We start from the raw sequence: 25148 nt of genomic DNA, 5'->3' as shown, positions 1-25148 counted from the left end.
CGGGGCGACGCTCAGGCCGGATGCGCGGCACGGCGGAGCGCCTGCATCACGCCGTGGTAACCGCCTTCGGGGTCCGGCGCGCTAAACACGGCGCTGCCCGCCACGCAGGTGTCGGCGCCGGCAGACACGATCTCGGCAATGTTGTCGATCTTGACACCACCATCGACTTCCAGCCAGATCGGCTGACCGCCTTGGGCCTGATGCGCCGCGATGCGCTGGCGCACGGTGCGCAGCTTGGCCAGTGTTGAGGGGATGAACTTTTGCCCGCCAAAACCGGGGTTCACGCTCATGAGCAAAATGATGTCCAGCTTGTCCATCACATGGTCCAGCCACTCCACTGAAGTCGCCGGGTTCAGCACCAGCCCGGCCTTGCAGCCGTGCTCCTTGATCAGCTGCAAGGTGCGGTCCACATGCTTGCTGGCTTCGGGGTGAAAGGTGATGATGTTGGCGCCGGCCTTGGCAAACAGTGGAATCAGCGAGTCCACCGGCTCCACCATCAGATGCACATCAATCGGGATCGTCACATGCGGGCGAATCGCCTCGCACACCAGCGGCCCGATGGTCAGATTGGGCACGTAATGGTTGTCCATCACATCAAAGTGCACCAGGTCGGCGCCGGCGGCCTGGATTGCGCGCACTTCCTCGCCCAGGCGGGCAAAGTCGGCGGACAGGATGGACGGGGCCAGGCGAAGAATCGGTGTCGGCGTCGGCGAAGATGAGGATGAGGAGGACATGGGCGGCTTTCTTTAAAAATAATCAGGGGTTCTGGCTGGCACACATCAGACGGCATGCGTCGCGCGCTGGTGCCCGGCATGCCACTGCCGCAGTTGCGCCAGCGTGACCTGGCTCAAGTCGGGCAGCACGCGCAGGGCGCCCGTGAAGTCATGGTGCGCGGTGTAACTTGTCGGCGTGATCAGCGTGGCCAGCCCGGCGGCGGTGGCCGAACGCAGGCCGTTGCTGGAGTCCTCAAAAGCCAGACATTGGTCTGGCGCCAGTCGGAGCGCCGCCAGCATTTGCAGGTACACCTGCGGGTGCGGTTTTTTGACCGGCGCCGTCGACGCATCACCGATGGCGATGAAGTTCGTTCGCCAGTCCGGCCCCAGCGCGCGGCGCAACAAGGCCGCAATATTGACCGGCGAGGTGGTGGTGGCAATCGCCAGCTGCAGGCCCTGGCCCAGCGCCTCGTCCATCAGCTTGAGCACACCCGGGCGCAGGCTGACCGCGCCGCTGTTCACGGCGCTCTCGTAGGCGGCGGTTTTGAGCTCGTGCAGGCGGTTCACGGTTTCGTCCAAGGCCATGGATTCCAGCTCGCGCATATCGGGCCGGCTGGTTTTCCAGTAATGCAGGATGCGCTCCTTGCCGCCCGAAATATTGAGCAGCTCGGTGTAAAGCGCCTCGTCCCATGTCCACTCCAGACCCATGTCGGCAAAGGCCTGGTTGAACGCCGCCAGGTGCGCGCTCTCGGTATCGGCCAGGGTGCCATCCACATCAAAAATCAGGGCTTGAAGCGTGCTTGCGGACATAGGTTTCTTTCAAGTCAACGAAGGATTGGAATACATGAATCAGTGAAGAATGATTTACTTTAATCGCCCGAACCCATAAACTCTAATCACGTTTTATTGAAAAATCATCAGGCAAAGCTGATCAAACAGGAGTCTTCCATGCGCCCCTATACCCTGAAACAGATCCAGACCTTCATGGAAGTGGCGCGCCAGCGTTCGGTGTCCAAGGCGGCAGAGCGCCTGTTTGTGACCCAGCCGGCCGTGTCCATGCAAATCCGCCAACTGGAAGACGCTTTTGGGGTGCCGCTGATTGAGCCGGTGGGCCGCAACATCGGGCTCACCCATGCCGGGGAAGCCTTCCTGACGCATGCGATTGCCGCCATGGGCCAGCTCAAGGACCTGGAGGCCTTGATGGCCGAGCATGTGGGTTTGAAACGGGGCCGCATTGACCTGGCGGTGGTGAGCACCGCCAAATACTTCATCCCCATGCTGCTGGTGCGCTTCAACAAGCTGTTTCAGGGCATTGACATCCACCTGAAAATCGACAACCGCGAAAACATTCTGGGCCTGCTGGCGCGCAACGAGGCCGATCTGGTGGTCATGGGCCGCGCCCCCGCCAACCTGGACTGTGAAGCCACCCCGTTTGCCACGAATCCGCTGGCCATCGTGGCGGCACCCGACCACGCCCTGGTGCGGCGCAAGCACCTGCCGTTCTCCGCACTGGCCGACTACAGTTTTGTGGTGCGCGAAGAAGGCTCGGGCACGCGCGCGGCGATGGAGCGGCTGTTTGCCGAGCACGACACGCCGCTCAAAGTGGTGATGGAAATGCCCAGCAACGAGACCATCAAGCAGGCCGTGATGGCCGGCATGGGTCTGAGCTTTTTATCGATGCGCACCGTGCGCCATGAGCTGGCCAGCGGTCACATCGCACTGGTGGACATTGAAGGCATGCCCATGGTGGGGAACTGGTACATCACCCACCTGAGCCAGAAGAAACTCTCCCCCGCCGCACGGGCGTTCAAGGAGTTTTTGATCGAGCAAGGGGGTGCGTTGATGGACTCGTGGAGTTAGCGCGCCATCACCTTGCCGCTGTCATCGGACAGGACAATTTCGACGCGGCGGTTCAACTGGCGGCTCTGTGCGCTGTCGTTGGAGGCCACTGGATGGGACTCGCCGTAGCCGCGAATGGCGACGCGCGTACGCGCCACGCCCAAGTCCTGCAAGGCGCTCTGCACCGCCGTGGCGCGGCGCTCTGACAAGGCCTGGTTATGGTCGGCGGCGCCAGTGCTGTCGGTAAATCCTTCCACCAGCACGGTGCGCTGCGGGTTTTGCTGCAGCACATCGGCCAACTTTTGCGCGGTGCGCATGCCATCGGCATTCAGGCGTGCGAGGTCGGTGCCAAACAAGACATCACCCAGGGTGATAACCATCCCGCGTTCGGTCTTTTTGGCCGCCAGGTCAGCCAGCTGGGCTTCGAGTTGTGCGGCACGAGCCTGGGCCTCCTGCGCCTGACGCTGTGCATCGGCGGTCTGGCCCTGGGCTTGCTGCGTCGCCAGCCTGGCTTTCTCGGCATTCATTTTGGCAATATTGGCTTCATTCGTGCGCTGGTCGATCAGCAATTGATCACGCTCTTTGCCGGAAGCGGCCACTTCCAACTCGGCAGATTTTTGCTTCGCCACTTCCTGCGTCAGCGCAATCTTTTGCCGCGCCAGGTAGGCCAGCTTGTCAATTTTTGTATCGCTGTCTTTGTCTATGGCGGCGGCTTCGGCTTGCGCCATCGCGACGCTGGCTAGTCTCATTTCCACCGGTGCATAAGCAGCCACTTTGGGGTTGCTTTGGGCCATGCGGTATTCGCTGCGCGTCAGGTCGAGCAAACCGGTGGTCTTGGGGCCGGAACTGCAGGCGCCGACGAGAACGGCAATGGCGAGCAGGACGGGGGTCAGGTAAACGTTTTTCATAGCAAAGTCCTTCAATTCAGTGGGTGTTATTTGTTGTTGCGATCCAGCTCTTCACGCAGGACCCGGATGTTGTCTTGCAAGGCATTCGCCGCCGCTTGCGCTTTGGCTGAGTTGGCCTTGCCTTGCGCCAGTTTGGCGTCGGCCTGGGCTTGGTTTGCCAAATCGGCGGCCAGCTTGTAATCCTTGGCCGCCATCGCCTTGTTGGCCAATGCCAGTTTTTCGCGCGCCGAGTTCATCTCGGCCGGTGCAAACTCAGCCCCACCGGCACCCGCGGCGTTGTCAACCGCCGCTTTGGAGACCGCCACGTCGGCCGTCGCCGGGGTCTTCATGCTGCTGCAGCCGACCATCAGAACCACGGCTGCGCCGCCCAGGACCGTGAACCATTGCTTTGTCTTTTTCGTCATCATTTTTCTCCATTGAGCTGTTCATCAAATGTGGGGTCACCCTTGATGGTTCAGGTTATAGGCGCTATGTTTCGCAGGGTCTGTACGGTGGCGAACGCAGCAATTCAAGCGACCAGCACTTCGTCTGACACGGCCAATCCGTGCTTGAAATAGCGAAGCGCAGCGACAGCTTGTCGGCCGTGGGCAGCAGTCCGCCGGTGCCCGATTTCGGAGGTTTCATGAGGGCACCGGCGGACTGCTGCCCACGGCACCCCATGGCACCCCGCTGCACCACCGGTGACCTACCTGACGCGTCACCAACCCGAAAGATTCAACGACTAAGATGATCCGCTTCGCAACCAAGCACACCAAAACAATCATGTCCGCTCCCCGCTTGCTCAACAAAATCAGCCTCATCACCGGTGCCGCCCAGGGCATTGGCCTGGCCACGGCCCTCAAGTTCGCCACCGAAGGCGCCACCGTCATCGTCTGTGACATCAAGCAGTCCGGCGTGGACGAGGCCGTGGCGCAGTGCCGGGCGCTCGGTGCGACGGCAGAAGGCTATCTGATGGATGTGACGCAGCGCGCCATGGTCAACGACGTGATGGCCCGCGTGAAGGAAAAATTCGGGCACATCGACGTGCTGGTCAACAACGCCGGCATCACCCAGGACGCGCGGCTGCAAAAAATGACGCTGGAGCAGTTTGACCGCGTGATCGACGTCAACCTGCGCGGCGTATTCCATTGCGCGCAGGCCGTGGCCGACATCATGGTGGCCCAGGGCAGCGGCGTGATTCTCAACGCCAGCTCGGTGGTGGGTATTTATGGCAACTTCGGTCAGACCAACTACGCCGCCACCAAGTTCGGCGTGATCGGTTTCACCAAGACCTGGAGCCGCGAACTGGGCCCCAAGGGCATTCGGGTGAACGCCGTGGCGCCCGGCTTTATCACCACCCCGATGGTGACCGCCATGCCCGAAAAAGTGCTGAAGGACCTGGAGGCCAAAGTGCCACTCAAACGCCTGGGCAAGCCGGAAGAGATTGCCAACGTTTACGCCTTCCTGGCCAGCGACGAGGCCAGCTACATCAATGGCGCAGTGATTGAGGTGTCGGGCGGCATGTCGCTCTAAAAATCACTTCCGTCATTCCACTTGACCGTCATTGCGAGCGCAGCGCGGCAATCCAGCGTTCATGGATTGCCGCGCTGCGCTCGCAATGACGGGACCACGGTTACAACGCCGCGTGCAGCGCCACCAGGGCTTGCGTCAGCTTGTGGTTGGGGTCCAGGTAGATCATGGGCAGCGACTGTTCGTGTGATTCGCGGATCTTGACCGAAGACGGCAGGTAGGGCTGCAGCACGGGCAGCCCTTCGGCGACCAGCTCGGCCACCATGCGCTGGGGCAGGTTGGCCCGCGGCTGGAACTGATTTACCACAATACCCTTCACCTCCAGCTTCGGGTTGTGGTCGGCACGGATTTCCTGCACGTTGTCCATCAGGGTGTAAAGCGCCTTGCGGGCAAATTCATCGCAGTCAAACGGAATCAGGCAGCCCGAGGCACCAATCAGGGCCGAGCGGGTAAAGAAATTCAGCGCCGGCGGCGTGTCGATGTAAATGCGGTCATAGCCGCCAGCCAGCTGTTGCAGCGCCTCGCGCAGCTTGTACATCTTTTGCCGCGATTCCAGCTTGCCCTGCAGCTCATTCAAAGCCGGACTCGACGCCATGACGTGCAGGTGCTCGTGCGGTGTGGTCACGATGAATTCCGTGGGCAGCACGGTGCGCAAGCTGTAACTCAGGCAATGCTCAAAAAAACCGGCCACGGTCGGCTGGTCTTCGCTGGCTTGCGCGCCCAGCAGGTAGCTGCTGGAGTTGCCCTGCGGGTCCAGGTCAATCACCAGGGTACGCAGGCCCTGGCTGGCACTGATGGCGGCCAGGTTGCAGGTGATGGTGGATTTGCCTACCCCACCTTTTTGATTGAAGACGACGAGCGGCATGACACGGTTCCTTGTGCGGGTGGACGAATGGACAAACAGATGTATCCGATTGTGCCCGGCTTCAACGCATCATTAAAAACTGATCAAACAAAGAGTTTATTTGAATTTTAATTATGAATAAGCCTCCCTATAGTCCAACCCATCGCCACACACTCACGGAGATTTTGCATGGACCAATCCAACCGCTACGCTGACCTGAGCCTCAAGGAGGCCGACCTGATCAAGGGGGGCCAGCACATTCTGGTCGCCTACAAGATGAAGCCCAAATCGGGCCACGCCTACCTGGAAGCAGCGGCCCACTTTGCCGCCGAGTCGTCCACCGGCACCAATGTCGAGGTCAGCACCACCGATGATTTCACCCGCGGCGTGGATGCCCTGGTGTATTACATCGACGAAGCCACCGAAGACATGCGCATTGCCTACCCACTCGACCTGTTCGATCGGAACATGACCGACGGCCGCATGATGATCGTGTCCTTCCTGACACTGGTGATCGGCAACAACCAGGGCATGGGCGACATCGAACACGCCAAGATTCATGACTTTTACATGCCCGAGCGCGCCATCCAGCTGTTCGATGGCCCGGCCAAAGACATCTCCGACCTGTGGCGCATCCTGGGCCGTCCGATCAAGAACGGCGGCTACATTGCCGGCACCATCATCAAACCCAAGCTGGGCCTGCGCCCCGAGCCGTTTGCGGCGGCGGCTTACCAGTTCTGGCTGGGCGGCGACTTCATTAAAAACGACGAACCACAGGGCAACCAGGTGTTCTGCCCGGCCAAAAAGGTGATCCCCCTGGTGGCGGACGCCATGAAACGGGCGCAGGACGAAACCGGCCAGGCCAAGCTGTTCTCGGCCAACATCACAGCCGATGACCATTTTGAAATGTGCGCCCGGGCTGACTTCATCCTGGAAACCTTTGGCCCGGACGCCGACAAAGTCGCTTTTCTGGTGGACGGTTTTGTCGGCGGTCCCGGCATGGTCACCACCGCCCGCCGTCAGTACCCCAATCAGTACCTGCATTACCACCGCGCCGGCCACGGCATGGTCACCTCGCCCTCCGCCAAACGCGGCTACACGGCCTTTGTGCTGGCCAAGATGTCGCGTCTGCAGGGCGCCTCCGGCATCCACGTCGGCACCATGGGCTACGGCAAGATGGAAGGCGAAAATTCGGACAAGGTGATCGCCTACATGATCGAACGTGACGAGTGCGAAGGCCCGATCTACTTCCAGAAGTGGTACGGCATGAAGCCCACCACGCCGATCATCTCGGGCGGCATGAACGCGTTGCGCCTGCCGGGTTTCTTCGAGAACCTGGGCCACGGCAACGTGATCAACACTTCTGGCGGGGGCGCCTATGGGCATATCGACAGCCCGGCGGCGGGTGCGATTTCGCTGCGCCAGTCGTACGAATGCTGGAAGTCCGGCGCTGATCCGATCCAGTTTGCAAAGGAGCACAAAGAATTTGCGCGGGCGTTTGAGTCGTTTCCGGGGGATTCGGATAAGTTGTATCCGGGCTGGCGCGAGAAGCTGGGCGTGCACAGGTAGATTGGTGTTCGCTGAAGGAATACCTTTCCTTTGGGTGAAGTTGCGGGGGGCTTGTTGCGACAGGCTGCCTTGCGTCGCTCGTGTCCTCCGGCGGCTTGCAGCCTCCTCCTCCTTGACCTCGCTTTGCAAGACAGCCTGCCGCAACAAGCCGCAAACGGTATTGGCGCCACGTACAGTTCAATGCAGACAGGCGGGCAAACCACATCGCTAGCAGAGTGCATTGGGTATCTGACGCAGCTAAGTCAAGGAGGAGGGTCGGGCAAAGCCCGAACCGGGGGACATGAGCGGAGTCGGATACCCAATGCGCTCTGCGGGTAGATACGCCGAGCCTTCCCCCCATGCCACCTATTCCCAATGGGGATCACACAGGAAACCGCAATGACGAATCTGGCACAGCAATACAGCATCATCCAGGAGCCGTTCTACCAGCAGCAGTCCAACGAAGTGACGCTGTACGAGGCAGCGTACAAAGCCCGCCTGCCAGTGATGGTGAAGGGGCCGACCGGGTGCGGCAAGTCGCGGTTTATCGAATACATGGCCTGGAAGCTGGGCAAGCCACTCATCACGGTGGCGTGCAACGAGGACATGACAGCGTCCGACCTGCTGGGGCGCTACTTGCTGGAAGCCAATGGCACACGCTGGCTCGATGGACCGCTGACCGCGGCCGCGCGCATCGGCGCCATCTGCTACCTCGATGAAATTGTGGAAGCCCGACAGGACACGACGGTGGTGATCCACCCGCTGACCGATCACCGCCGCCAGCTGCCGCTGGACAAGCGCGGCGAGTTGATCCACGCGCACCCTGATTTTCAGCTCGTGATCTCCTACAACCCCGGCTACCAGAGTCTGATGAAAGACCTGAAGCAGTCGACCAAGCAGCGTTTTGTGGGTTTTGATTTTGATTATCCGAGCGCCGAGTTGGAGGCTTCCATCGTGGCGGCGGAAACCGGCACGGACTTGGAAGTTAGCGCCAGGCTGGTGAAGATTGGCAGCATTGCACGCCAACTCAAGGGCCATGGCCTGGACGAGGGCATCTCGACCCGGTTGCTGGTCTACGCCGCCACCTTGATCAAGGGTGGTGTGGCTCCGGTGGACGCCTGCCGCATGGCGCTGGTGCGCCCCATCACCGACGACGCCGACATCCGCGCGACGCTGGACCACGCGATTGACGCCGTCTTTGCCTGAAGCCGGCCGCCGTGCACACAGGCCCCGCACCGGAACAGATCGCCGCCTGGCGTGAGCAGCTCGACTGCGGCTTCGCGCAAGTGGCCGATGTGTTTGAAGACTGCATGACCGAGGCCCAGGCTGTGCTCACGCCCGAGGGCATGAACGCCTATCTGGAACAAGGCCGGGTCTTAGCGAAGATGGGGCGTGGCGTGGAGCCGGTGTTAATCTTTTTGCAGGAGTGGCCGCCCGTCGCCCAGACGCTGGGCGAGGCCGCCCTGCCGGCCATCATGGACACGGTTCGGGCGATGACGAAGTCGCCCAATGGCAAGGCCATCTCGCCCTTTTTGCAATCGTTGGCGGCCATTGCCCGGCGCCTGCCCTCGCGGGAACAGCTGCAGCACTATCTGGATTTGACGCTGAGTTTCATGGACCGCACCAGCGGCTCCATTCACGGCATCCACAAGACTTATGCCAGCCCCAGCCTCCCGGACTTTTTCCAACAATCGCCCCATCTGCTGAACCTGCTGTCGATGGAAGGCCTGCGCCACTGGGTGGACTATGGCGTGCGCAACTACAGCCACCACCCGGAGCGCCAGCGCGACTACTTCAGCCTGCAGTCGGCCGACAGCCGCGCCGTATTGCAGCGCGAGCGCCACGGCACGCTGTTGGTGGACCACACGCGTCAGCTCGATTTGTACCTGCTCGGGCTGTGGCAAGACGCTGACCTGTTGGTGCCCTACTCCACCGGCTTTGACGAGTTGCGCAAGCCCGTCCCCTACTTTGACAAGCTGGGCATCCGACTGCCCGATGTCTATGACGATTGCAACAACATCAGCGGGCTGGACCGCTACCGCGCGGCGCTGGCGCACATGGCCGCGCACCGGCGCTGGAGCCGTGCCATCTTTGCCGACAACTACAGCCCGTTCCAGCGCATGGCGGTGGAGTTTTTCGAGGATGCGCGGGTGGAAACCCTGACCATGCGCGCGTACCCGGGTCTGCGGCGCATTTTTATCGCCTTGCATCCGGCGCCGGTCGAGGGCGCTTGCGATCCAGAGACCCACTCCTGCCTGCGCCATCGCCTGGCCATGCTGTCGCGCGCCTTGCTGGAACCCGCCCAGGCGCCGGCGCACGGCTACCAGGATGCCGCGCTCAATGACTTCGTCCAGCGATTCCATGACTGCATGGCGCAAGGCGAATCGAGCACCGAGGAGATCGCTGCGCTGGCCCTGTCTTATGTGGCAAAAACCCGGCGCCAGAGCGACCAGTTGGCCAAGACCTATTTCAAGGACACCGAAGTCGATTACCGTGACGACAACCGCCACCTGTGGCGCTTTCACGAACTCAGTGACGACGAGGAGATGTTCGAGGAACATCGCCCCCCCAGCACCGCGAGCGACGAGGCCAAGGGTCTGCCGCCGCGCCACTACCCGGAATGGGACTACGCCAGCCAGACCTACCGCCCGGACTGGGTCAGCCTGTATGAGCGGCTGCACCCCAGCGGCAACCCGGCCGACATCGACACCTTGCTGGCCAAACATGCCGGACTGGCCAAGCGCCTCAAACGCCTGCTGGACCTGCTCAAGCCGCAGGACAAGGTGCGCGTGCGCTACCAGGAAGAAGGCAGCGAACTCGATCTGGATGTGGCCGTGCGATCGCTCATCGATTTCAAAAGCGGCAGCCAGCCCGATGTGCGCATCAACATGAGCCATAAGACCGACGGACGCAATATCGCCGTCATGCTGCTGCTCGACCTGTCCGAATCACTGAACGAAAAAGCCGCCGGCTCACACCAGAGCGTGCTCCAACTCAGCCAGGAAGCCGTGTCTTTGCTGGCCTGGTCGATTGAACAACTGGGCGACCGCTTTGCCATTGCCGGCTTTCATTCGAATACGCGGCATGACGTGCGCTACCTGCACATCAAAGGCTTTGGGGAACACTGGAATGACGACGTCAAGGGAAGGCTGGCGGCGATGCAGGCCGGCTACTCCACCCGCATGGGCGCCGCCATGCGCCATGCCGCCCATTACCTTGAGCTGCAGCCGGCCGACAAGAAGCTTTTGCTGGTCCTGACCGATGGACAGCCGTCCGATGTCGACGCGCACGATGAACGCCTGTTGATTCAAGATGCGCGTCAATCGGTCAGAGAGCTGGACCAGCAAGGTATCTTCAGCTACTGCATCAACCTGGACCCCAAGGCCGACGCCTACGTGAGCGACATATTCGGCCACCAGTACACGGTGATTGACCATATTGAGCGTTTGCCCGAGCAACTGCCCAAGCTGTTCATGGCCCTGACGCGTTGAGTCACACGCAGCGCCGCGCTGCCAGCGTTCAGGCGACCTGCAAACGCGCCAGTTGTTGCACCCGATAAACACGCCCCAGTCGGTCCTGCGGCTCTATCACCTCTTCGCGCACCAGGCGGCTGACCTCGCGGCTGACGGTCTCCAACTTCAGGTTCAGCATGGCGCCCATGTCGTCCCGCGCGAACAGTGTGCTGATCTGGCTGTCAGCGGGACTGCGCATTTTGAGAATGAGGTTGGAGACCCGCTGCCTGGCCGTGCCAAAGTTGAGGTCGGCCAGCCAGTCATCTGCATCCTTGAGCGCTTTTTGCCACTTTTGCATGAGCATGTGGTGAAGGCGATGGCTGCTGCCACCCAAAGTGTGAATCACTTCCAGGGGAATCCGGCACACGGCAACGTCAGTCAGGGCCACCGCTTCGCTGTCGTAGCGCGAGGTCGCCAAGGCTTCCAGCCCGGCCACATCGCCGGGGCGTAGCACGCGCACGATGCGATGCCGCCCATCGGAGGTCACCCGCACCAACTTGATCATGCCGGTGCGCACCGTGAACACACCTTGTGCACGGCTGCCCTCGTCATAAAGCGTCGCACCCTGCTTGAACGCAAGGTCGTCAATCGGCGCATGAATCATGCCGAAATCCTGTTCGTTGAGGTCGGCAAACAGGGCCAGGTCGCGCATGCCGCAGGTGCTGCAATTTGATCGGCCACGCCAGGCGGATTCTGTATTTATCGGGATCATCGAGGGCTACTTACCTTGGTAATTGAAATTTTGACCCAACCGGCGTAGCTGGCTGTCCGACACTTTGAACACCGCGACCGCCTGCGCCAGATGGTGTGCCTGCCCCTTGAGGCTCTCGGCCGCCGCCGCTGACTGCTCCACCAGCGCGGCGTTCTGCTGCGTCATCTGGTCAAGCTGAGCGATTGCCATGCTCACCTGGCCGATGCCCTCGGACTGATCGGCTGAAGCCGCCGAGATCTCTCCAATGATGTCACTGACTTTTCTGACCGAGCCCACGATCTCGTCCATGGTGTTGCCGGCCTCCTGCACCAGCCGCGAACCGGATTCCACTTTATCGACCGAGGCATTGATCAGCTTCTTGATTTCCATGGCCGCTTCTGCGCTGCGACCAGCCAGGCTACGCACCTCGGATGCCACCACGGCAAAGCCACGGCCCTGCTCGCCGGCACGAGCGGCCTCCACGGCGGCGTTGAGGGCCAGAATGTTGGTCTGGAAGGCAATGCCATCGATGACGCCGATGATGTCGGCTATCTTCCTGGAGCGGTGGTTGATATCCAACATGGTGCTAACAACGTGACCGACGACTTCGCCGCCGCGAGCCGCCACTTCAGCAGCTGAGGCGGCCAACTGCTTGGCCAGGCGCGCAGCATCGGCCGATTGCCTCACGGCCATGGTGAGCTGCTCCATGCTCGATGCAATGTACTGCAGGTTGCTGGCAGTTTGCTCAGTGCGCACGCTCAAGTCCTGGTTGCCGATGGCAATTTCGCTGGAAGCCACTGAAATACTTTGCGTTGCACTGCGAATATCCCCAAGCGTCGACTGCAGAACAGTCGCCAGACGTTTGAGTGAGTGCAACAAGCTGCCATCCCTGGCTTGTGGAATGCTGACCGCCAAATTGCCATCGGCCAGAGCAGCCAGGGCCACACGGGACTCCGATGGATCACCGCCCAAGACGCTCAGGGCGGTGCGTCGAATCCAGACGGTGAAACCGATACAGGCAAGGACACAAATCGCTGTCAACAATGCCGTGAGCGCCCCTCCGAGCGTCAAGTAGTCGGCGATGACCTGGGACGACTCGGTGCGCGCCTGCCCCTGGAGCCAACTGGCTCCGAGAACCACCGCGGAGCCGGCCCCAGCCACCATGGCTGTTGGCACGATCATCGACAAGGTGAGCTTTTGCGTATAGTTCATTTGGACTCTCCAGACCCCAGTCTCGGCAAAATAGAACCTGGGTATCAGGATCGCAGCGCCGCACGCGCCAGACGCAGCCGGTCATCGAGATAAGCCCCGTAAAAGTCAGGTATGTAGCCACCCACCAGGCGCTCAACGACTTCCACACCACCACGTCCAAAAAACAGGACGCTAGGCGCCACCTTGATGCGCCAGGCGCGGATCAATTCATCCTGGGTGAGGGTCTCCCCTTTGAAGCCCTTGATCGTCCTGCTGCTGCGCATGTCAACCTGCACGACATCCAATCCCTGCTGCTCGCGCATGGGGCCAAGATAGTTCTCGCGGGCCACTCTGCAGAACGGGCAACCCTCAAGGCTGACCAACACCAGCAAGGGACTGCCTTTTTTCAGGGCCTGTGCGAGCTCATCAGGCAGTGACACTGGCGTGGGCAAGGTAACTGGCGCGGCCTGACTTGACCTCCAGGCAGAAACAGCAGCGCCCGCCAGCAGCAGACGACGCGAGAGAGGCTGTAGAGGTATCAGCATCAATTGGCCTCGTGTTCGAGCAGCAGGTAGGTGTTATAGGCGTTCATGCGATTGGCGACCCGAAACAGGGGCAGGTGTTCAAATTGGGTCCAGTCCGTGGACTTGTAGGCCTCTTCAAATGGTTCGAGGTTCTTTGCCGCCTGTCCCATGGAGGTACGAAGATAAACGAGGTAGTCGCGCGTGAGCTGCATGTCCTTGCGGGCTTCGCTGGAAAGGGGGCCATGACCAGGCACGATGATGTTCGTATCAAAGGCGAGCAGGTTATCGAGCGCAGCGATCCAGTGACGACTGTCAGCCTGGCCAACAAAAGGGATACGGCTGCGAAACACCAGATCGCCAGCAAATAACACTTTTTCCGCGGGCATGTAAATTGCCATATCTTCCGGCGTGTGCGACGGACCCACGGGTTTGAGCTGGAAACGCACACCCCCCACCGCGAATTCTTTTTCAGCATCTATCCACTCGTCTGCCTCGACCAGCCGGGTTTGGGCGTCGACCCAGGGCGCGAGTTCTTGGCGCGACGCCTCAAGTCGCAGGCGCGCGGTTTCCGAATTCAGATACGCCCGTGCCGCACCATGCGCAATGATTCGGGTTCCCAGCGCCTTGAACGTCTGCAGACCGTAGATGTGGTCGGCGTGGTAATGCGTCACGATCAGATGGGTGATGGGTTGTGGCGTAATTTTGCGGATCTCGGCGATCAAACGCGTCGCCAAGGCAGGCGACCCGAGCGCATCGATCACCACCACGCCAGCAGGCGTCACCACAAAGGCCGCGTTGGAGATGAAGTTCTGGTTGGCTGGCGAGCCCAGGGCGGACACGCCCTCCACGTACCAGGCGGAAGCCGACACCTTGTGAGCAACCATGGCGGGCACCTCGTCAGCGCAGGCCATTGCGGTGCTCAGCGTGACCAGCAGTGCGACCGTGCAGTGCCACAGAAACGAGTCTCTCATTGTCTTCATGGGTTGTCCAAAATAAGGCGATCTGCGCCGCATCAGCTCACGGGAGCTCATCAAAACAAAACTTGAGCAAGATCAAACAGCACTCAGGTTTTCAAACTTACCATTAATATAAGCTATTACTGAACTATTTGGAATCCGTATGAACCCTGCAAGCATTCTTGAGCGCTATGGTGATAGCTTGGTCCTGGCGCTTGGGGGTCTTGTTATAGGTGTTTTATTTGGATTTTTTGCCCAGCGTTCAAAATTCTGCATGCGGGCTGCAGCTATCGAGTTCTGGCATCGAAAATTCGGCGAAAAACTCTCCGTGTGGTTGCTCGCGTTTTCCAGTGCCGTCGTTGGCGTTCAGTTGCTCATCCTGACGCATTCGCTGGATGTGAGCACAGCACGCCAAATTGCGACACGCGGCAGCATCTCCGGCGCCTTGATCGGAGGCCTGCTGTTTGGTGCTGGCATGATCATGTCCCGGGGCTGCGCCAGTCGTTTGCTGATTTTGTCGGCCAATGGCAACTTGCGGGCGCTGCTGTCTGGCCTGATCTTTGCCGTCACGGCCCAGGCCTCGCTCTCAGGATCTCTGGCGCCATTGCGCAACACCATCAGCACCTGGTGGACCGTAGAAGGGGGTAGTTCGCGTGACTTGCTGGCCATTACCGGCCTGGGCCACTGGGGCGGACTTCTCTTTGGACTGGTGTGGTTTGCTGCCGCGCTGTTCTTCTCGGTGCGTAGCGGGTGGGGCTTCTGGAAATGGGTCGGCGGCATCGGCACCGGCCTGGCGGTAGCAGCCGGATGGTGGTACACCCACCTCATATCAATCAATTCGTTCCAGGTGGTCCAGGTGCAGGGCCTGACTTTCAGCGGCCCTTCGGCGGAGTGGCTGATGCGCGTGCTGGCCTCACCGACACCCGCCATCGGATTTGATTTTGGCCTGTTGCCAGGCGTATTTGTCGGCTCCTTTGTCGGGGCCTGGATAGGCAAGGACCTCAAGCTCGAAGGATTCAAGGATGGCTACAGCATGCGTCGCTATATCGCTGGCGCTATCTTGATGGGTTTTGGTTCCATGCTGGCCGGCGGTTGCGCCGTGGGTGCCGGCATGACTGGCGGTGCCGTTTTTGCATTGACCGCCTGGGTGACACTGGTTGGCATGTGGGCCGGTGCCGGTCTGACTGACCGCCTGCTGGATCCGGTCGCCGTCAGCACGTCCGCCAGCAAGAAACAAACACAGGCGGCACTCGCAACCTGAATCACGGCACTACTTGCCGCCCAAGTATTCGGCCACGGCAGCCATTTCAAGCGCTGTCATTTTGTTAGCAATGGCATGCATGACGGCGTTGTCATTGGTACGTTCACGTTTTCCAAAATGCCTGAGCTGCATCTCAATATAGGACGCGTACTGGCCGGCCAGGCGCGGCAGTGCGGCCGTCCCCATGGCTTCTTTGCCGTGACAACTGGCGCACGCCGCCACGCCACTGAACTTGTCGCCTGAATAAAAAATGTACTTGCCGACAGCGGCCAGCTCAGCATCCTTGGCCGGTTCAGGGGACACCGACATTTTTTCAAAATACTTGCCAAGCGCGACCATTTCATCGGACGTGAGTTTGGCAGCCATGTCGACCATGGTGGTGCTTTTGCGCTTGCCGGATTTGAAGTTCTCCAGCTGCTTGGCGACGTATTCCCAGTGCTGGCCAGCAAGCCGGGGGAACACCTCACTGGACGATTCCCCTTCAGCGCCGTGACACAGGAAACAGACGCCAGACACAATTTTCTTCGCCCGGGCCTCATCCGCCTGGGCCCAAACGGAACCCACCATCAGGCACGCGGCCACTGCACTCCACTTACTGACAGTTTTCATTTGATCAACCCAGTGTATCGGCCCAGATGCCGCGCGCCCAAGCCAGAGCGTAGCGTCCCTCCAGCTCGTTGGCACCACTGGACACGCCTCCAGAACCAGCCACAGTCAGCATGGTTTTCTTCTCTGCGTCGTAGCGATGAACACTGGCCACGTGCACCACATCCTCGTCACTGACAAAGCTGTAGCAGGTATTGTTGTAAATTGGCATGTCGTTGGGTGCCTTGCCCGTCAGCAAGGCGACAACGGCCGCGGCGCAAGTTTTACCGTGCTGGTTGGCCATGTGACCCGACTTGGGCATGGCGGGGGAGATTTGAATGGAGTCCCCCAGCACATGAATGTTTTTCGCAGCCTTGGATTCAAAGGTCAAGAAGTCCACTTCGCACCAACGCTTGTTGGCCGTGGCCAGCCCGGTCTTGACCGCAATATCGCCCGCTCGCATGCCGGGAATGACATTGAGCACGTCGGCCCTGACCTCGTCATTGAACTCAAACTTCAATGTGTTGGCGGCAGCATCCACATCCACAGCACCATGCTTGGGACGGTATTCGACAATGCCTTTGTAACGCTCTGCCCACGCCTTTTTAAACAAGGGACCTTTGGAGGTGACGTCGTCATTGGCGTCCAGGATCAGCACCTTGCTCCTGGGTTTTGTTTTGCTGAAGTAGTGCGCCACCTGGCAGGCCCGCTCATACGGGCCGGGAGGACATCGGTAGGGAGCCAGCGGAATCGACAATGCATACACGCCACCATCCGGCATGGCTTCAAGCTGTTTGCGCAGGGCGACCGTTTGGGTGCCGGCTTTCCAGGAATGCAGCACCTTGTCCTGCGCGCCGGCCTTGGCCATACCAGGCAGGGTGTCCCACATGAAGTCCACGCCAGGCGACAAGATTAAACGGTCATAAGGCAATTCGCCTCCACTGGCGAGTTTTACCAGCCGCTTCTCCGCATCAATGGAGGTGACCATGTCACGCACCAGATTGACGCCGTGGCGCTTGACCAGGTTGTCATACGGCGTCGTGATGTCGGCCATGGTCTTGCTGCCGCCCAGCACGAGATTGGAGATCGGGCAGGAAATAAACGACGCATTGGGCTCCACCAGTGTGACCTGAATACCGTAATCGGACCACATGCGCACGTATTTTGCGGCGGTGGCGCCACCATATCCGCCCCCGACCACCACCACTTTGGGCCCGCGACTGGCCCCGGTGGTCGAACAGCCCGACATCAGACCTAGCGCGCCGATGGCACCGACGGTTTGCACAAATTGACGACGTTTCATGGCGGGCTCCCTTATTTTTTCAAGGCAGCGAAATAGCTGGCCAGTTGCTCAAGTTGCTCATCCGAGTAGCCCTTGGAGAGCTGATGCATGAGCGTGGCGGGCTTTTTGCCAGTTTTGAAGTCAAGCATTTTTTTGAGTAAATCTTCTTTGGACTGACCGGCCAGGGACTCCATTCCCTGCTGGGCGACGCCGCTGGTGCCATGGCAACCGGCACAGGACGCCGCCATGCTGCGCACCTGCAATGCGTCGGCACCCATGGCCCACGCGGACAAGGTGGCCAGCGCGATGCCTGCCAGCCCTTTGATCCGTTTTTTCATGTTGTCTCCTTGAAGTATTCACAATCCGGACGCTTGCGGCTGGCAAAAAGAATCTGTTGGAATATTTATTCGCCGCATCTTATATACGCAAATGGTAATACATTCAACGTGGAATCAAATACCGTACAAACCCGAAGGACGTGCATCAAAGACGTGAATGCGGGGCGCCGGAATGCGTCTAATGACGCGGTTCCGGTTTGCTCAGGGCCCGGTCAACACCCCAAAATTCCTATAGGAGACAATCCATGTACAAACTACTTTTCACCTTCGTCCTGGCCGCTTGGGTCAGCTTTGCCAGCGCACAAGACGTCAAAGCCGTCTATCACATCACCACGGGCATTGACACGGCTGCAGCAGCGCTGAATAACATTCAGAATCATTTGGACGCAGACCCCAAGGCGAGGATTGTGGTGGTCACCAATGGACCCGGCATTGATTTCCTGCTGCAGGACGCAAAAGACAGCCGGGGACGTGAATTCAGCTCGTCGGTGAGTACGCTCGCCGGTCGTGGCGTCGAATTCCGTGTCTGCAACAACACCCTGACAGTGCGCAATATTGCGCCCGACAAGCTCCTGATGGAGACCAAAATTGTGCCTTCAGGCGTTTCGGAAGCAGCCAAACTGCAAGCCAAAGAAGGCTTCGTCTACATCAAGCCCTGATGCACTTCGAGCCGGGAGTCTGCACCCTGCACGGTCAGGTATCCTGGAAGTTTCCCTCAGTCGCAATCTGCGTGCACACGGCACGGCAAAGGGCGGCTACCCGGTCGTCAATGATTCGATAATGAATCTGGACGCCTTCGCGCCGTTTTCCCAGAATTCCCGCCTGATACAGGGTATTCAGGTGCTGCGACATATTGGGCTGGGTGGTGTCGATTTTCCCGAGCAGATAGCTCACATTCTTCTCGCCATCGCAAAGACAACTGATAATTTTCAGCCGCATGGGCGCAGACATGACCCGGAATAACTCCGCGGCCATGTCAAAGACTTCATCCGGTTTATCCAGTTCGGATGGGGTCACGTGTACTGAAGGTTTTGCCATAGGAATTTCGCATGCAGGCATGACGCCCTGCTCTTAATTTCGTTGATTCGAATATACGCTTATTGTGCAATTCAAAATAGTCCCCGGGAAACGATGAATGGCATCTACCCCATCCACCGTTTTTCGCAGAGGCGATAAAAAAGGACTTACGATTTCTCGTAAGTCCTTGATCTATTACCAATAAATTGGTGGGCAGTGCAAGTTTCGAACTTGCGACCCCTGCAGTGTGAATGCAGTGCTCTACCCCTGAGCTAACCGCCCTGAATTCGTTTCAGGAAAGCCTAGAATTATGCCATACTTTTAAGCCGACAAACGCCAAACCGTTTTACTGCTGCTGGCTTTGTCAATCTGCTTGAGAACCTCTTCATGCGCGGCAATCTCCTGGTCATTGGCGGCCAGCACCGGCAGATCAAAACCAAGCAGGTCAATTGCCACAACGTTGAGTCCCGTACTTTCCGTCGAGCCCACATCGATCAGCAAGGCATCCTGCCCTCGCGTCAGGTTGATATACACATCGGCCAGCAGTTCAGCATCCAGCAAGGCGCCGTGCAGGGTTCGCCCTGAATTGTCAACACCCAGCCGCGAACACAGCGCATCCAGTGAATTGCGCTTGCCAGGGAACATCTCCTTGGCCATGACCAAGGTATCGGTCACGCTGGCCACATAGTCCTTGAACAAGGGGCGACCCATCAGCGCCAGTTCCTTGTTCAAAAACCCCACGTCAAAAGCTGCGTTGTGAATGACGATGTCGGCGTCTTGCAGATACGCCAGCAGCTCGTCTGCCACAGCGTCGAACTTGGGCTTGTCCTTCAAAAACTCGCTGGTAATGCCGTGCACCTTGAGCGCTTCTTCGTGGCTTTCACGCCCGGGGTTCAAGTAAAAATGCTTGTTGTTGCCGGTCAGTTTCCGGTTGAACAACTCAACGCAGCCAATTTCAATCACGCGGTCACCGTTGTCGGCTGACAGGCCTGTTGTTTCGGTATCCAAAAAAATTTGACGCATGGGGCGGTTAACAGTCAGTGAGCTTCTTTGGCATGATTGATAGAGTACTTGGGGATCTCCACGACCAAGTCTTTTTGTGCGAGTATGGCTTGGCAACTTAGCCGCGAATTGGGCTCCAGGCCCCAGGCACGGTCGAGCAGATCTTCCTCGTTTTCATCGAGTTCATTCAGTGACGCAAACCCTTCACGCACGATAACGTGGCAGGTCGTGCAAGCACACACCATGTCACATGCATGCTCGATGTTGATATGGTTGTCCAGCAAGGCCTCGCAAACCGAGGTGCCGGCAGGTGCCGATATTTCGGCGCCCTGCGGGCAGTACTCGGGATGGGGCAGTATTTTGATGATGGGCATGTATTGTTCCGGTGGGTCTGGTTCAGACCGTCTCGATGTTCTTTCCGGCCAGTGCTTTTTGAATGCCCCGGTTCATCCGCATGGCGGCGAATGCCTCGGTGCCCTTGCCCAGCGCCTGTGTGGCGGCCTCAATGAGGGCCGCGTCCTCCAGCGGCCTTGCGGCGTGTACCGCAACCATCAGTGCATCGATATCGGCACGTTCGGCGTCAGAGAGCAAATCGCCGTCGGCCGCCAGCGCGCTTTGCGTCGCCAGCAGCATGCGGTCACCATCGACACGTGCCTCGACCAGCGCACGGGCTTTCATGTCTGCCTCGGCCGTGGTAAAGCTGTCTTGCAGCATCCTGGCAATTTGATCATCGGCCAGACCGTACGAGGGCTTGACGTCAATGCGGGCTTCCACACCACTGATCTGCTCTTTGGCACTGACGTTCAAGAGCCCGTCCGCATCCACGGTGAAGGTGACCCGGATGCGTGCGGCACCTGCGGCCATCGGCGGAATGCCGCGCAACTCAAAGCGCGCCAGACTGCGGCAGTCGGCCACCAAGTCTCGCTCACCCTGCACGACATGCAGAGCCAGTGCAGTCTGGCCGTCTTTGTAGGTCGTGAAGTCTTGCGCCTTGGCAGTCGGAATGGTTTCGTTGCGCGGCACGATGCGCTCCACCAGCCCGCCCATAGTCTCAATGCCCAGGGACAGGGGAATCACGTCCAGCAACAGCAAGTCACCTGCCAAGTTGTTACCCGCCAGTTGGTTGGCCTGAATAGCTGCGCCCAGGGCCACGACTTCATCGGGGTTGAGGTTGTTCAGCGGCTCGCGGCCAAAGAAACTGGCCACGGCTTTTTGAATTTGCGGCATGCGGGTAGAGCCCCCCACCATGACCACGCCTTTGACCTCGTCCACCGACAGCCTGGCATCGCGCAAGGCTTTGCGCACGGCTGCAAGGGTTCGGGCAGTCAGACTGCTCGTGACGGTCTCAAACTGCGAAACATTGACATCAAATATGACTGCAGCCCCCGTCAATTCAGCAGAGAATGCTACTGATTCTGCAGCAGTCAACGCTTCCTTGCAGGCACGGGCGGCCACCTTGAGGACGGCCTTGTCGGATGCCGACAGCGCCCGCGTGCCGGTTTGCGCCAATACCCAATCGGCCAGCGCATGGTCGTAGTCGTCACCGCCGAGCGCCGAGTCGCCGCCCGTGGCCACTACTTCGAAGACGCCTTTGGTAAGTCGCAAAATCGAGATGTCAAAGGTGCCGCCGCCGAGATCGTAGATGGCGTAAATGCCTTCACTGGCATTGTCGAGTCCGTAAGCGATTGCCGCCGCAGTGGGCTCGTTGATGAGCCGCAACACATTCAGGCTGGCCAACTGCGCGGCGTCTTTGGTCGCCTGACGCTGTGCGTCATCAAAATACGCCGGCACCGTGATCACGGCGCCAAACAGATCGTCGCTAAAAGTATCTTCGGCGCGGTAACGCAAGGTAGCCAGAATATCGGCGCTCACCTCCACCGGTGATTTCTCACCCTGAACCGTCTGCAAGCCAAGCATGCCCGGGTGATCGACAAAATGGTAGGGTAGCCTGCCATGCCCGGTGACATCCGCGACGCTGCGCCCCATGAAACGTTTGACCGAAGCGATGGAGTTCTCGGGATCCAGCGCGAGCGCCTCCTGAGCGTCGAAGCCGATTTGCCGGCCACCACCTTGAAGGTAGCGAACAACCGACGGCAAGATGACACGGCCCTGTGCATCAGGCAGGCATTCGGCCACACCATGACGCACTGCGGCGACCAGCGAATGGGTGGTGCCCAGATCAATGCCTACCGCTATACGTCGCTGATGGGGGTTGGGGGTCTGACCGGGTTCGGAGATTTGTAGAAGCGCCATGTGTACTTTTTGTCGGATTCGAGGCGCTATTGTCCCCGCTCCTCAGTGTCCATTCGGTCAAGGCGGGCATCGACATCGTTGGCGAACTTCTCGATGAACATCAGTCCCCGCACCTGCTGCACCGCCCCTTTGTAGTCCTGCTGCTCGTCCAGCAATTGGCCACATTTTTTCAGCGCCTCGCGCCGGGCCGCCAGGACTTGCGCACCGAGCGCATCCAGGTCAGCCGCGCTATTCGCCTCATCCAGGGCCTCGCGCCATTCCATTTGCTGCATCAAGAACGCAGCAGGCATGGCCGTGTTGTTCTCGGCATTCACCGGAGCGGCATTCAACTCGCACAAATAGGCGGCGCGGTGGAGAGGCTCCTTGAGCCGCTGGTAGGCCTCATTGATTCGCACAGACCACTGCATCGCCACGCGCTGCGCCGCAGCGCCTTGTGCTGCAAACTTGTCGGGATGCGCTTCGCGCTGCAACTCTTTCCAACGCGCGTCAATGGCCGTGCGGTCTTGTGCAAATTGCGGAGGAAGACCGAAGAGTTCGAAATCGTTTGACTGCAGATTCATACGCGAAAAGACTCACCACAACCACAGCGATCACGCTCGCGCGGGTTGTTGAACTTGAAGCCTTCATTCAGGCCTTCACGGACAAAATCAAGCTCAGTGCCATCAAGGTAGGCAAAACTTTTGGGCTCGATCAGCACCTTGACGCCGTGGCCCTCAAAGACCAGGTCTTCAGGACCGACTTCGTCCACGTATTCAAGTTTATAAGCCAGACCCGAGCAGCCTGTGGTCTTGACGCCCAGTCGCACCCCTACGCCCTTGCCGCGTTTGGCAAGGTAGCGGGTCACGTGCCGGGCAGCGGCTTCTGTCAGCGTAACGGCCATGTCAGTGTGTCAGTGCTACGTTGTGTTTTTGTTTGTAGTCGTTCACCGCAGCCTTGATGGCATCTTCAGCCAGGATGGAGCAATGAATTTTGACCGGTGGCAGCGCCAGCTCTTCAGCAATCTCGCTATTCTTAAGCGCCGCGGCCTGATCCAGTGTCTTGCCTTTGACCCATTCCGTCACGAGGGACGACGAGGCAATGGCCGAGCCACAACCATAAGTCTTGAAGCGTGCATCCTCAATTACCCCAGTTACCGGGTTGACCTTGATCTGCAGCTTCATGACGTCGCCGCAGGCGGGCGCTCCGACCATGCCGGTACCGACCGATTCATCACCCTTTTCGAACGAGCCGACGTTACGGGGGTTTTCGTAGTGGTCTATGACCTTGTCAGAATATGCCATTTTATTTCCTTCAGTCAGTTGAGAACAGGGCTTGCGACCGCGCCGCTGCGGCCTGTCCCGCAAAGTTCAAATATTCAGTGCGCAGCCCACTGAATGGTGCTGATATCAATTCCATCTTTGTACATGTCCCACAAAGGACTCAAATCGCGCAGTTTGGCGACGTTGACTTTGATGGTCTCAATCGCATAGTCAATTTCCGCCTCGGTGGTGTAGCGACCAATCGTCATGCGCAGGCTGCTGTGCGCCAACTCATCGCTGCGCCCCAAAGCGCGCAACACATAGCTGGGCTCAAGACTGGCCGAGGTACAGGCGGAGCCACTGGATACTGCCAGCCCCTTGATACCCATGATCAAGGACTCGCCCTCCACATAGTTAAAACTCATATTCAGGTTATGCGGCACACGCTTTTCCAAGTGGCCGTTGATGAACACCTGCTCTATGCCCTGAAGGCCGGCCAGCATACGGTCATGCAGCGCCTGAATGCGCACGTTTTCGCCGGTCATCTCTTCCTTGGCAATACGGTACGCCTCGCCCATGCCAACGATCTGGTGCGTTGGCAGGGTTCCGGAGCGCATACCGCGCTCATGCCCGCCCCCGTGCATTTGCGCCTCAATCCGCACACGCGGCTTGCGACGGACAAACAGGGCGCCAATGCCTTTGGGGCCATAAGTCTTGTGCGCTGTCAAACTCATCAAGTCGACCGGCAGTTTGCTCAAGTCAATCTCCACCCGGCCCGTGGCCTGCGCTGCGTCAACGTGAAAAACAATGCCTTTTTCGCGGCAGATCGTCCCGATCGCGGCAATGTCCTGGATCACGCCAATTTCATTGTTGACAAACATGACGCTGGCCAGAATGGTGTCCGGACGGATCGCAGCCTTGAAGGCGTTCAGATCAATCAGCCCATCCGGCTGCACATCAAGGTAAGTCACATCAAAACCCTGGCGCTCGAGTTCGCGACAGGTGTCCAGCACCGCTTTGTGCTCGGTCTTGACCGTGATGATGTGCTTGCCCTTGGTCTTGTAAAAGCCTGCAGCTCCTTTGAGCGCTAGGTTGTTGGACTCCGTTGCACCGGAGGTCCAGACAATTTCACGCGGGTCGGCACCGATCAGCGCGGCCACCTGCTCGCGGGCTTTTTCAACCGCAGCTTCGGCTTCCCAACCCCAGGCATGGCTACGGGACGCCGGATTGCCAAAGTGCTGACGCAACCAGGGGATCATGGCATCGACCACCCGCTCGTCGCAGGGATTGGTGGCGCTGTAGTCCATGTAGATCGGGAAATGCGGTGTTGTATCCATTGCTAGCTCACTGCTACTGTTGTTTGAAGATCGACCAAGGCCGGGTGCTGTTAAATTTTGGAAAATGCATTTCCCAGCGCAAAAACAGAGTTCGGTATGTTCATGCGAATAGGCTTGACCGCCGGCATGCTGGAAATCGCCCGCTTGAGCGTAGGCTTATCTTCAATCTGCAGGCCTTTCGCCAATTGATCATCCACCAGCTTTTGCAGCGTCACCGACTCCAAAAACTCGACCATCCGCACATTCAGCGCTGCCCACAGGTCATGCGTCATGCAACGAGTACCCTCGCCCAGGCAGTTTTCCTTGCCGCCGCACTGTGTTGCGTCAATGGGTTCATCAACCGAAACGATAATGTCAGCCACCGTGATTTCAGATGGATTGCGCGCCAGGGTGTAACCGCCGCCGGGGCCACGGGTGGATTCAACCAACTCGTGCCGACGCAACTTGCCAAACAATTGCTCCAGATAGGAAAGAGAAATCTGCTGGCGCTGGCTGATGGCGGCCAAGGTCACCGGGCCGTTGCTTTGACGCAGACCCAGATCAATCATTGCGGTGACCGCAAAACGGCCTTTGGTGGTGAGACGCATCGCATACTCCTTC

At 59.2% G+C, this 25148-nt stretch carries 28 protein-coding genes and 1 tRNA gene; 7 read left to right on the top strand and 22 right to left on the bottom strand.

Translation table 11 applies throughout. The annotated features are described in order from the left end of the window. Positions 1 to 11: 11 nt before the first annotated feature. Positions 12 to 734, bottom strand: a complete 723-nt coding sequence (gene rpe, locus C5P05_RS28940) for a ribulose-phosphate 3-epimerase (RefSeq protein ID WP_114973330.1) — start codon at positions 732 to 734, stop codon at positions 12 to 14. Positions 735 to 779: 45 nt separating this feature from the next. Then, on the bottom strand, positions 780 to 1523 hold the full coding sequence (locus C5P05_RS28935) for an HAD-IA family hydrolase (protein WP_114973329.1): 744 nt from the start codon (positions 1521 to 1523) through the stop codon (positions 780 to 782). 138 nt (positions 1524 to 1661) lie between these two features. On the opposite strand from C5P05_RS28935, the gene C5P05_RS28930 reads away from it, so the two are divergent. Then, the gene (locus C5P05_RS28930; RefSeq protein WP_114973359.1) at positions 1662 to 2573 is read left to right on the top strand and encodes a LysR family transcriptional regulator; all 912 of its coding nucleotides are present in this window, start codon (positions 1662 to 1664) and stop codon (positions 2571 to 2573) included. Here the strand turns inward: C5P05_RS28930 and C5P05_RS28925 are convergent. Both C5P05_RS28925 and C5P05_RS28920 read right to left on the bottom strand, forming a co-directional pair. Further along, positions 2570 to 3460 carry an OmpA family protein gene (locus C5P05_RS28925; RefSeq protein WP_114973328.1) on the bottom strand — a complete coding sequence of 297 codons (891 nt, stop codon included), beginning with the start codon at positions 3458 to 3460 and terminating at the stop codon, positions 2570 to 2572. The genes C5P05_RS28930 and C5P05_RS28925 overlap by 4 nt on opposite strands. A 26-nt stretch (positions 3461 to 3486) precedes the next feature. Continuing rightward, positions 3487 to 3864: a DUF4398 domain-containing protein gene (locus C5P05_RS28920; protein WP_420130788.1), complete on the bottom strand. Its 378-nt coding sequence runs from the start codon at positions 3862 to 3864 to the stop codon at positions 3487 to 3489. 358 nt (positions 3865 to 4222) lie between these two features. On the opposite strand from C5P05_RS28920, the gene fabG reads away from it, so the two are divergent. Next, the gene (gene fabG / locus C5P05_RS28915) at positions 4223 to 4972 is read left to right on the top strand and encodes a 3-oxoacyl-ACP reductase FabG (RefSeq protein WP_114973358.1); all 750 of its coding nucleotides are present in this window, start codon (positions 4223 to 4225) and stop codon (positions 4970 to 4972) included. Positions 4973 to 5072: 100 nt separating this feature from the next. On the opposite strand, the gene C5P05_RS28910 is transcribed toward fabG, so the two are convergent. Then, positions 5073 to 5834, bottom strand: a complete 762-nt coding sequence (locus C5P05_RS28910) for a ParA family protein (RefSeq protein ID WP_114973326.1) — start codon at positions 5832 to 5834, stop codon at positions 5073 to 5075. A gap of 168 nt (positions 5835 to 6002) precedes the next feature. Between C5P05_RS28910 and C5P05_RS28905 the strand changes: the two genes are divergently transcribed. The 3 genes from C5P05_RS28905 (at position 6003) to C5P05_RS28895 (ending at position 10852) form a co-directional block, all read left to right on the top strand. After that, the gene (locus C5P05_RS28905) at positions 6003 to 7382 is read left to right on the top strand and encodes a ribulose-bisphosphate carboxylase (protein ID WP_114973325.1); all 1380 of its coding nucleotides are present in this window, start codon (positions 6003 to 6005) and stop codon (positions 7380 to 7382) included. Positions 7383 to 7760: 378 nt separating this feature from the next. Further along, positions 7761 to 8567, top strand: a complete 807-nt coding sequence (locus C5P05_RS28900) for a CbbQ/NirQ/NorQ/GpvN family protein (protein WP_114973324.1) — start codon at positions 7761 to 7763, stop codon at positions 8565 to 8567. A gap of 11 nt (positions 8568 to 8578) precedes the next feature. Continuing rightward, complete coding sequence (locus tag C5P05_RS28895; RefSeq protein WP_232834704.1) at positions 8579 to 10852, top strand: nitric oxide reductase activation protein NorD; 2274 nt, start codon at positions 8579 to 8581, stop codon at positions 10850 to 10852. A gap of 28 nt (positions 10853 to 10880) precedes the next feature. Here C5P05_RS28895 and C5P05_RS28890 read toward each other — a convergent pair whose 3' ends face one another. From C5P05_RS28890 to C5P05_RS28875, 4 genes are all read right to left on the bottom strand, one after another. Then, positions 10881 to 11525 carry a Crp/Fnr family transcriptional regulator gene (locus tag C5P05_RS28890; RefSeq protein ID WP_232834703.1) on the bottom strand — a complete coding sequence of 215 codons (645 nt, stop codon included), beginning with the start codon at positions 11523 to 11525 and terminating at the stop codon, positions 10881 to 10883. A gap of 66 nt (positions 11526 to 11591) precedes the next feature. Continuing rightward, complete coding sequence (locus tag C5P05_RS28885) at positions 11592 to 12776, bottom strand: methyl-accepting chemotaxis protein (protein WP_114973322.1); 1185 nt, start codon at positions 12774 to 12776, stop codon at positions 11592 to 11594. A gap of 44 nt (positions 12777 to 12820) precedes the next feature. After that, entirely contained in the window at positions 12821 to 13300 is a 480-nt protein-coding gene (locus C5P05_RS28880; RefSeq protein ID WP_232834702.1) for a thioredoxin fold domain-containing protein, read from the bottom strand. Continuing rightward, positions 13300 to 14259 (bottom strand): MBL fold metallo-hydrolase, encoded by a 960-nt coding sequence (locus C5P05_RS28875; protein WP_420130787.1) that lies wholly within the window; start codon positions 14257 to 14259, stop codon positions 13300 to 13302. The genes C5P05_RS28880 and C5P05_RS28875 overlap by 1 nt, the downstream gene beginning before the upstream one ends. 139 nt (positions 14260 to 14398) lie before the next feature. On the opposite strand from C5P05_RS28875, the gene C5P05_RS28870 reads away from it, so the two are divergent. Beyond that, positions 14399 to 15496, top strand: coding sequence for a YeeE/YedE family protein (locus C5P05_RS28870; protein WP_114973321.1), 1098 nt, complete (start codon positions 14399 to 14401; stop codon positions 15494 to 15496). Between the two features lie 9 nt (positions 15497 to 15505). Here C5P05_RS28870 and C5P05_RS28865 read toward each other — a convergent pair whose 3' ends face one another. From C5P05_RS28865 to C5P05_RS28855, 3 genes are read right to left on the bottom strand one after another with little or no spacing between them, the layout of a single operon-like run. Beyond that, positions 15506 to 16105, bottom strand: a complete 600-nt coding sequence (locus tag C5P05_RS28865) for a c-type cytochrome (protein WP_232834701.1) — start codon at positions 16103 to 16105, stop codon at positions 15506 to 15508. 4 nt (positions 16106 to 16109) lie between these two features. Then, positions 16110 to 17384, bottom strand: a complete 1275-nt coding sequence (locus tag C5P05_RS28860) for an FCSD flavin-binding domain-containing protein (protein WP_114973320.1) — start codon at positions 17382 to 17384, stop codon at positions 16110 to 16112. Between the two features lie 11 nt (positions 17385 to 17395). Beyond that, positions 17396 to 17701, bottom strand: coding sequence for a c-type cytochrome (locus C5P05_RS28855; protein ID WP_114973319.1), 306 nt, complete (start codon positions 17699 to 17701; stop codon positions 17396 to 17398). 245 nt (positions 17702 to 17946) lie between these two features. Between C5P05_RS28855 and C5P05_RS28850 the strand changes: the two genes are divergently transcribed. Continuing rightward, positions 17947 to 18360 (top strand): DsrE family protein, encoded by a 414-nt coding sequence (locus C5P05_RS28850; protein ID WP_114973318.1) that lies wholly within the window; start codon positions 17947 to 17949, stop codon positions 18358 to 18360. A gap of 34 nt (positions 18361 to 18394) precedes the next feature. On the opposite strand, the gene C5P05_RS28845 is transcribed toward C5P05_RS28850, so the two are convergent. The 10 genes from C5P05_RS28845 to C5P05_RS28800 all read right to left on the bottom strand — a co-directional run bounded on the left by C5P05_RS28845 (position 18395) and on the right by C5P05_RS28800 (position 25135). Beyond that, positions 18395 to 18739 (bottom strand): ArsR/SmtB family transcription factor, encoded by a 345-nt coding sequence (locus C5P05_RS28845; protein WP_114973317.1) that lies wholly within the window; start codon positions 18737 to 18739, stop codon positions 18395 to 18397. 186 nt (positions 18740 to 18925) lie between these two features. Beyond that, a tRNA-Val gene (locus C5P05_RS28840) sits at positions 18926 to 19000 on the bottom strand. Positions 19001 to 19039: 39 nt separating this feature from the next. Next, positions 19040 to 19741: a DNA polymerase III subunit epsilon gene (dnaQ, locus tag C5P05_RS28835; RefSeq protein WP_114973316.1), complete on the bottom strand. Its 702-nt coding sequence runs from the start codon at positions 19739 to 19741 to the stop codon at positions 19040 to 19042. 14 nt (positions 19742 to 19755) lie between these two features. Then, positions 19756 to 20094, bottom strand: a complete 339-nt coding sequence (gene fdx / locus C5P05_RS28830) for an ISC system 2Fe-2S type ferredoxin (protein ID WP_114973315.1) — start codon at positions 20092 to 20094, stop codon at positions 19756 to 19758. 22 nt (positions 20095 to 20116) lie between these two features. After that, complete coding sequence (gene hscA / locus C5P05_RS28825) at positions 20117 to 21973, bottom strand: Fe-S protein assembly chaperone HscA (RefSeq protein ID WP_114973314.1); 1857 nt, start codon at positions 21971 to 21973, stop codon at positions 20117 to 20119. A 26-nt stretch (positions 21974 to 21999) separates the two neighbouring features. After that, positions 22000 to 22533 carry a Fe-S protein assembly co-chaperone HscB gene (gene hscB, locus C5P05_RS28820; RefSeq protein WP_114973313.1) on the bottom strand — a complete coding sequence of 178 codons (534 nt, stop codon included), beginning with the start codon at positions 22531 to 22533 and terminating at the stop codon, positions 22000 to 22002. Next, on the bottom strand, positions 22530 to 22853 hold the full coding sequence (gene iscA / locus C5P05_RS28815; RefSeq protein ID WP_114973312.1) for an iron-sulfur cluster assembly protein IscA: 324 nt from the start codon (positions 22851 to 22853) through the stop codon (positions 22530 to 22532). Before iscA ends, hscB begins: the two co-directional genes overlap by 4 nt. A gap of 1 nt (position 22854) precedes the next feature. Continuing rightward, complete coding sequence (gene iscU, locus C5P05_RS28810; RefSeq protein WP_114973311.1) at positions 22855 to 23253, bottom strand: Fe-S cluster assembly scaffold IscU; 399 nt, start codon at positions 23251 to 23253, stop codon at positions 22855 to 22857. Positions 23254 to 23327: 74 nt separating this feature from the next. Continuing rightward, positions 23328 to 24548 carry an IscS subfamily cysteine desulfurase gene (locus C5P05_RS28805; RefSeq protein ID WP_114973310.1) on the bottom strand — a complete coding sequence of 407 codons (1221 nt, stop codon included), beginning with the start codon at positions 24546 to 24548 and terminating at the stop codon, positions 23328 to 23330. 50 nt (positions 24549 to 24598) lie between these two features. Next, entirely contained in the window at positions 24599 to 25135 is a 537-nt protein-coding gene (locus tag C5P05_RS28800) for a Fe-S cluster assembly transcription factor (protein WP_114973309.1), read from the bottom strand. Positions 25136 to 25148: the final 13 nt, after the last annotated feature.

Origin of the sequence: Rhodoferax ferrireducens (assembly GCF_003347515.1) — a bacterium.
In the GTDB taxonomy this organism is placed as follows: domain Bacteria; phylum Pseudomonadota; class Gammaproteobacteria; order Burkholderiales; family Burkholderiaceae_C; genus Rhodoferax.
This window is presented reverse-complemented; position numbering and strand designations above follow the sequence as displayed.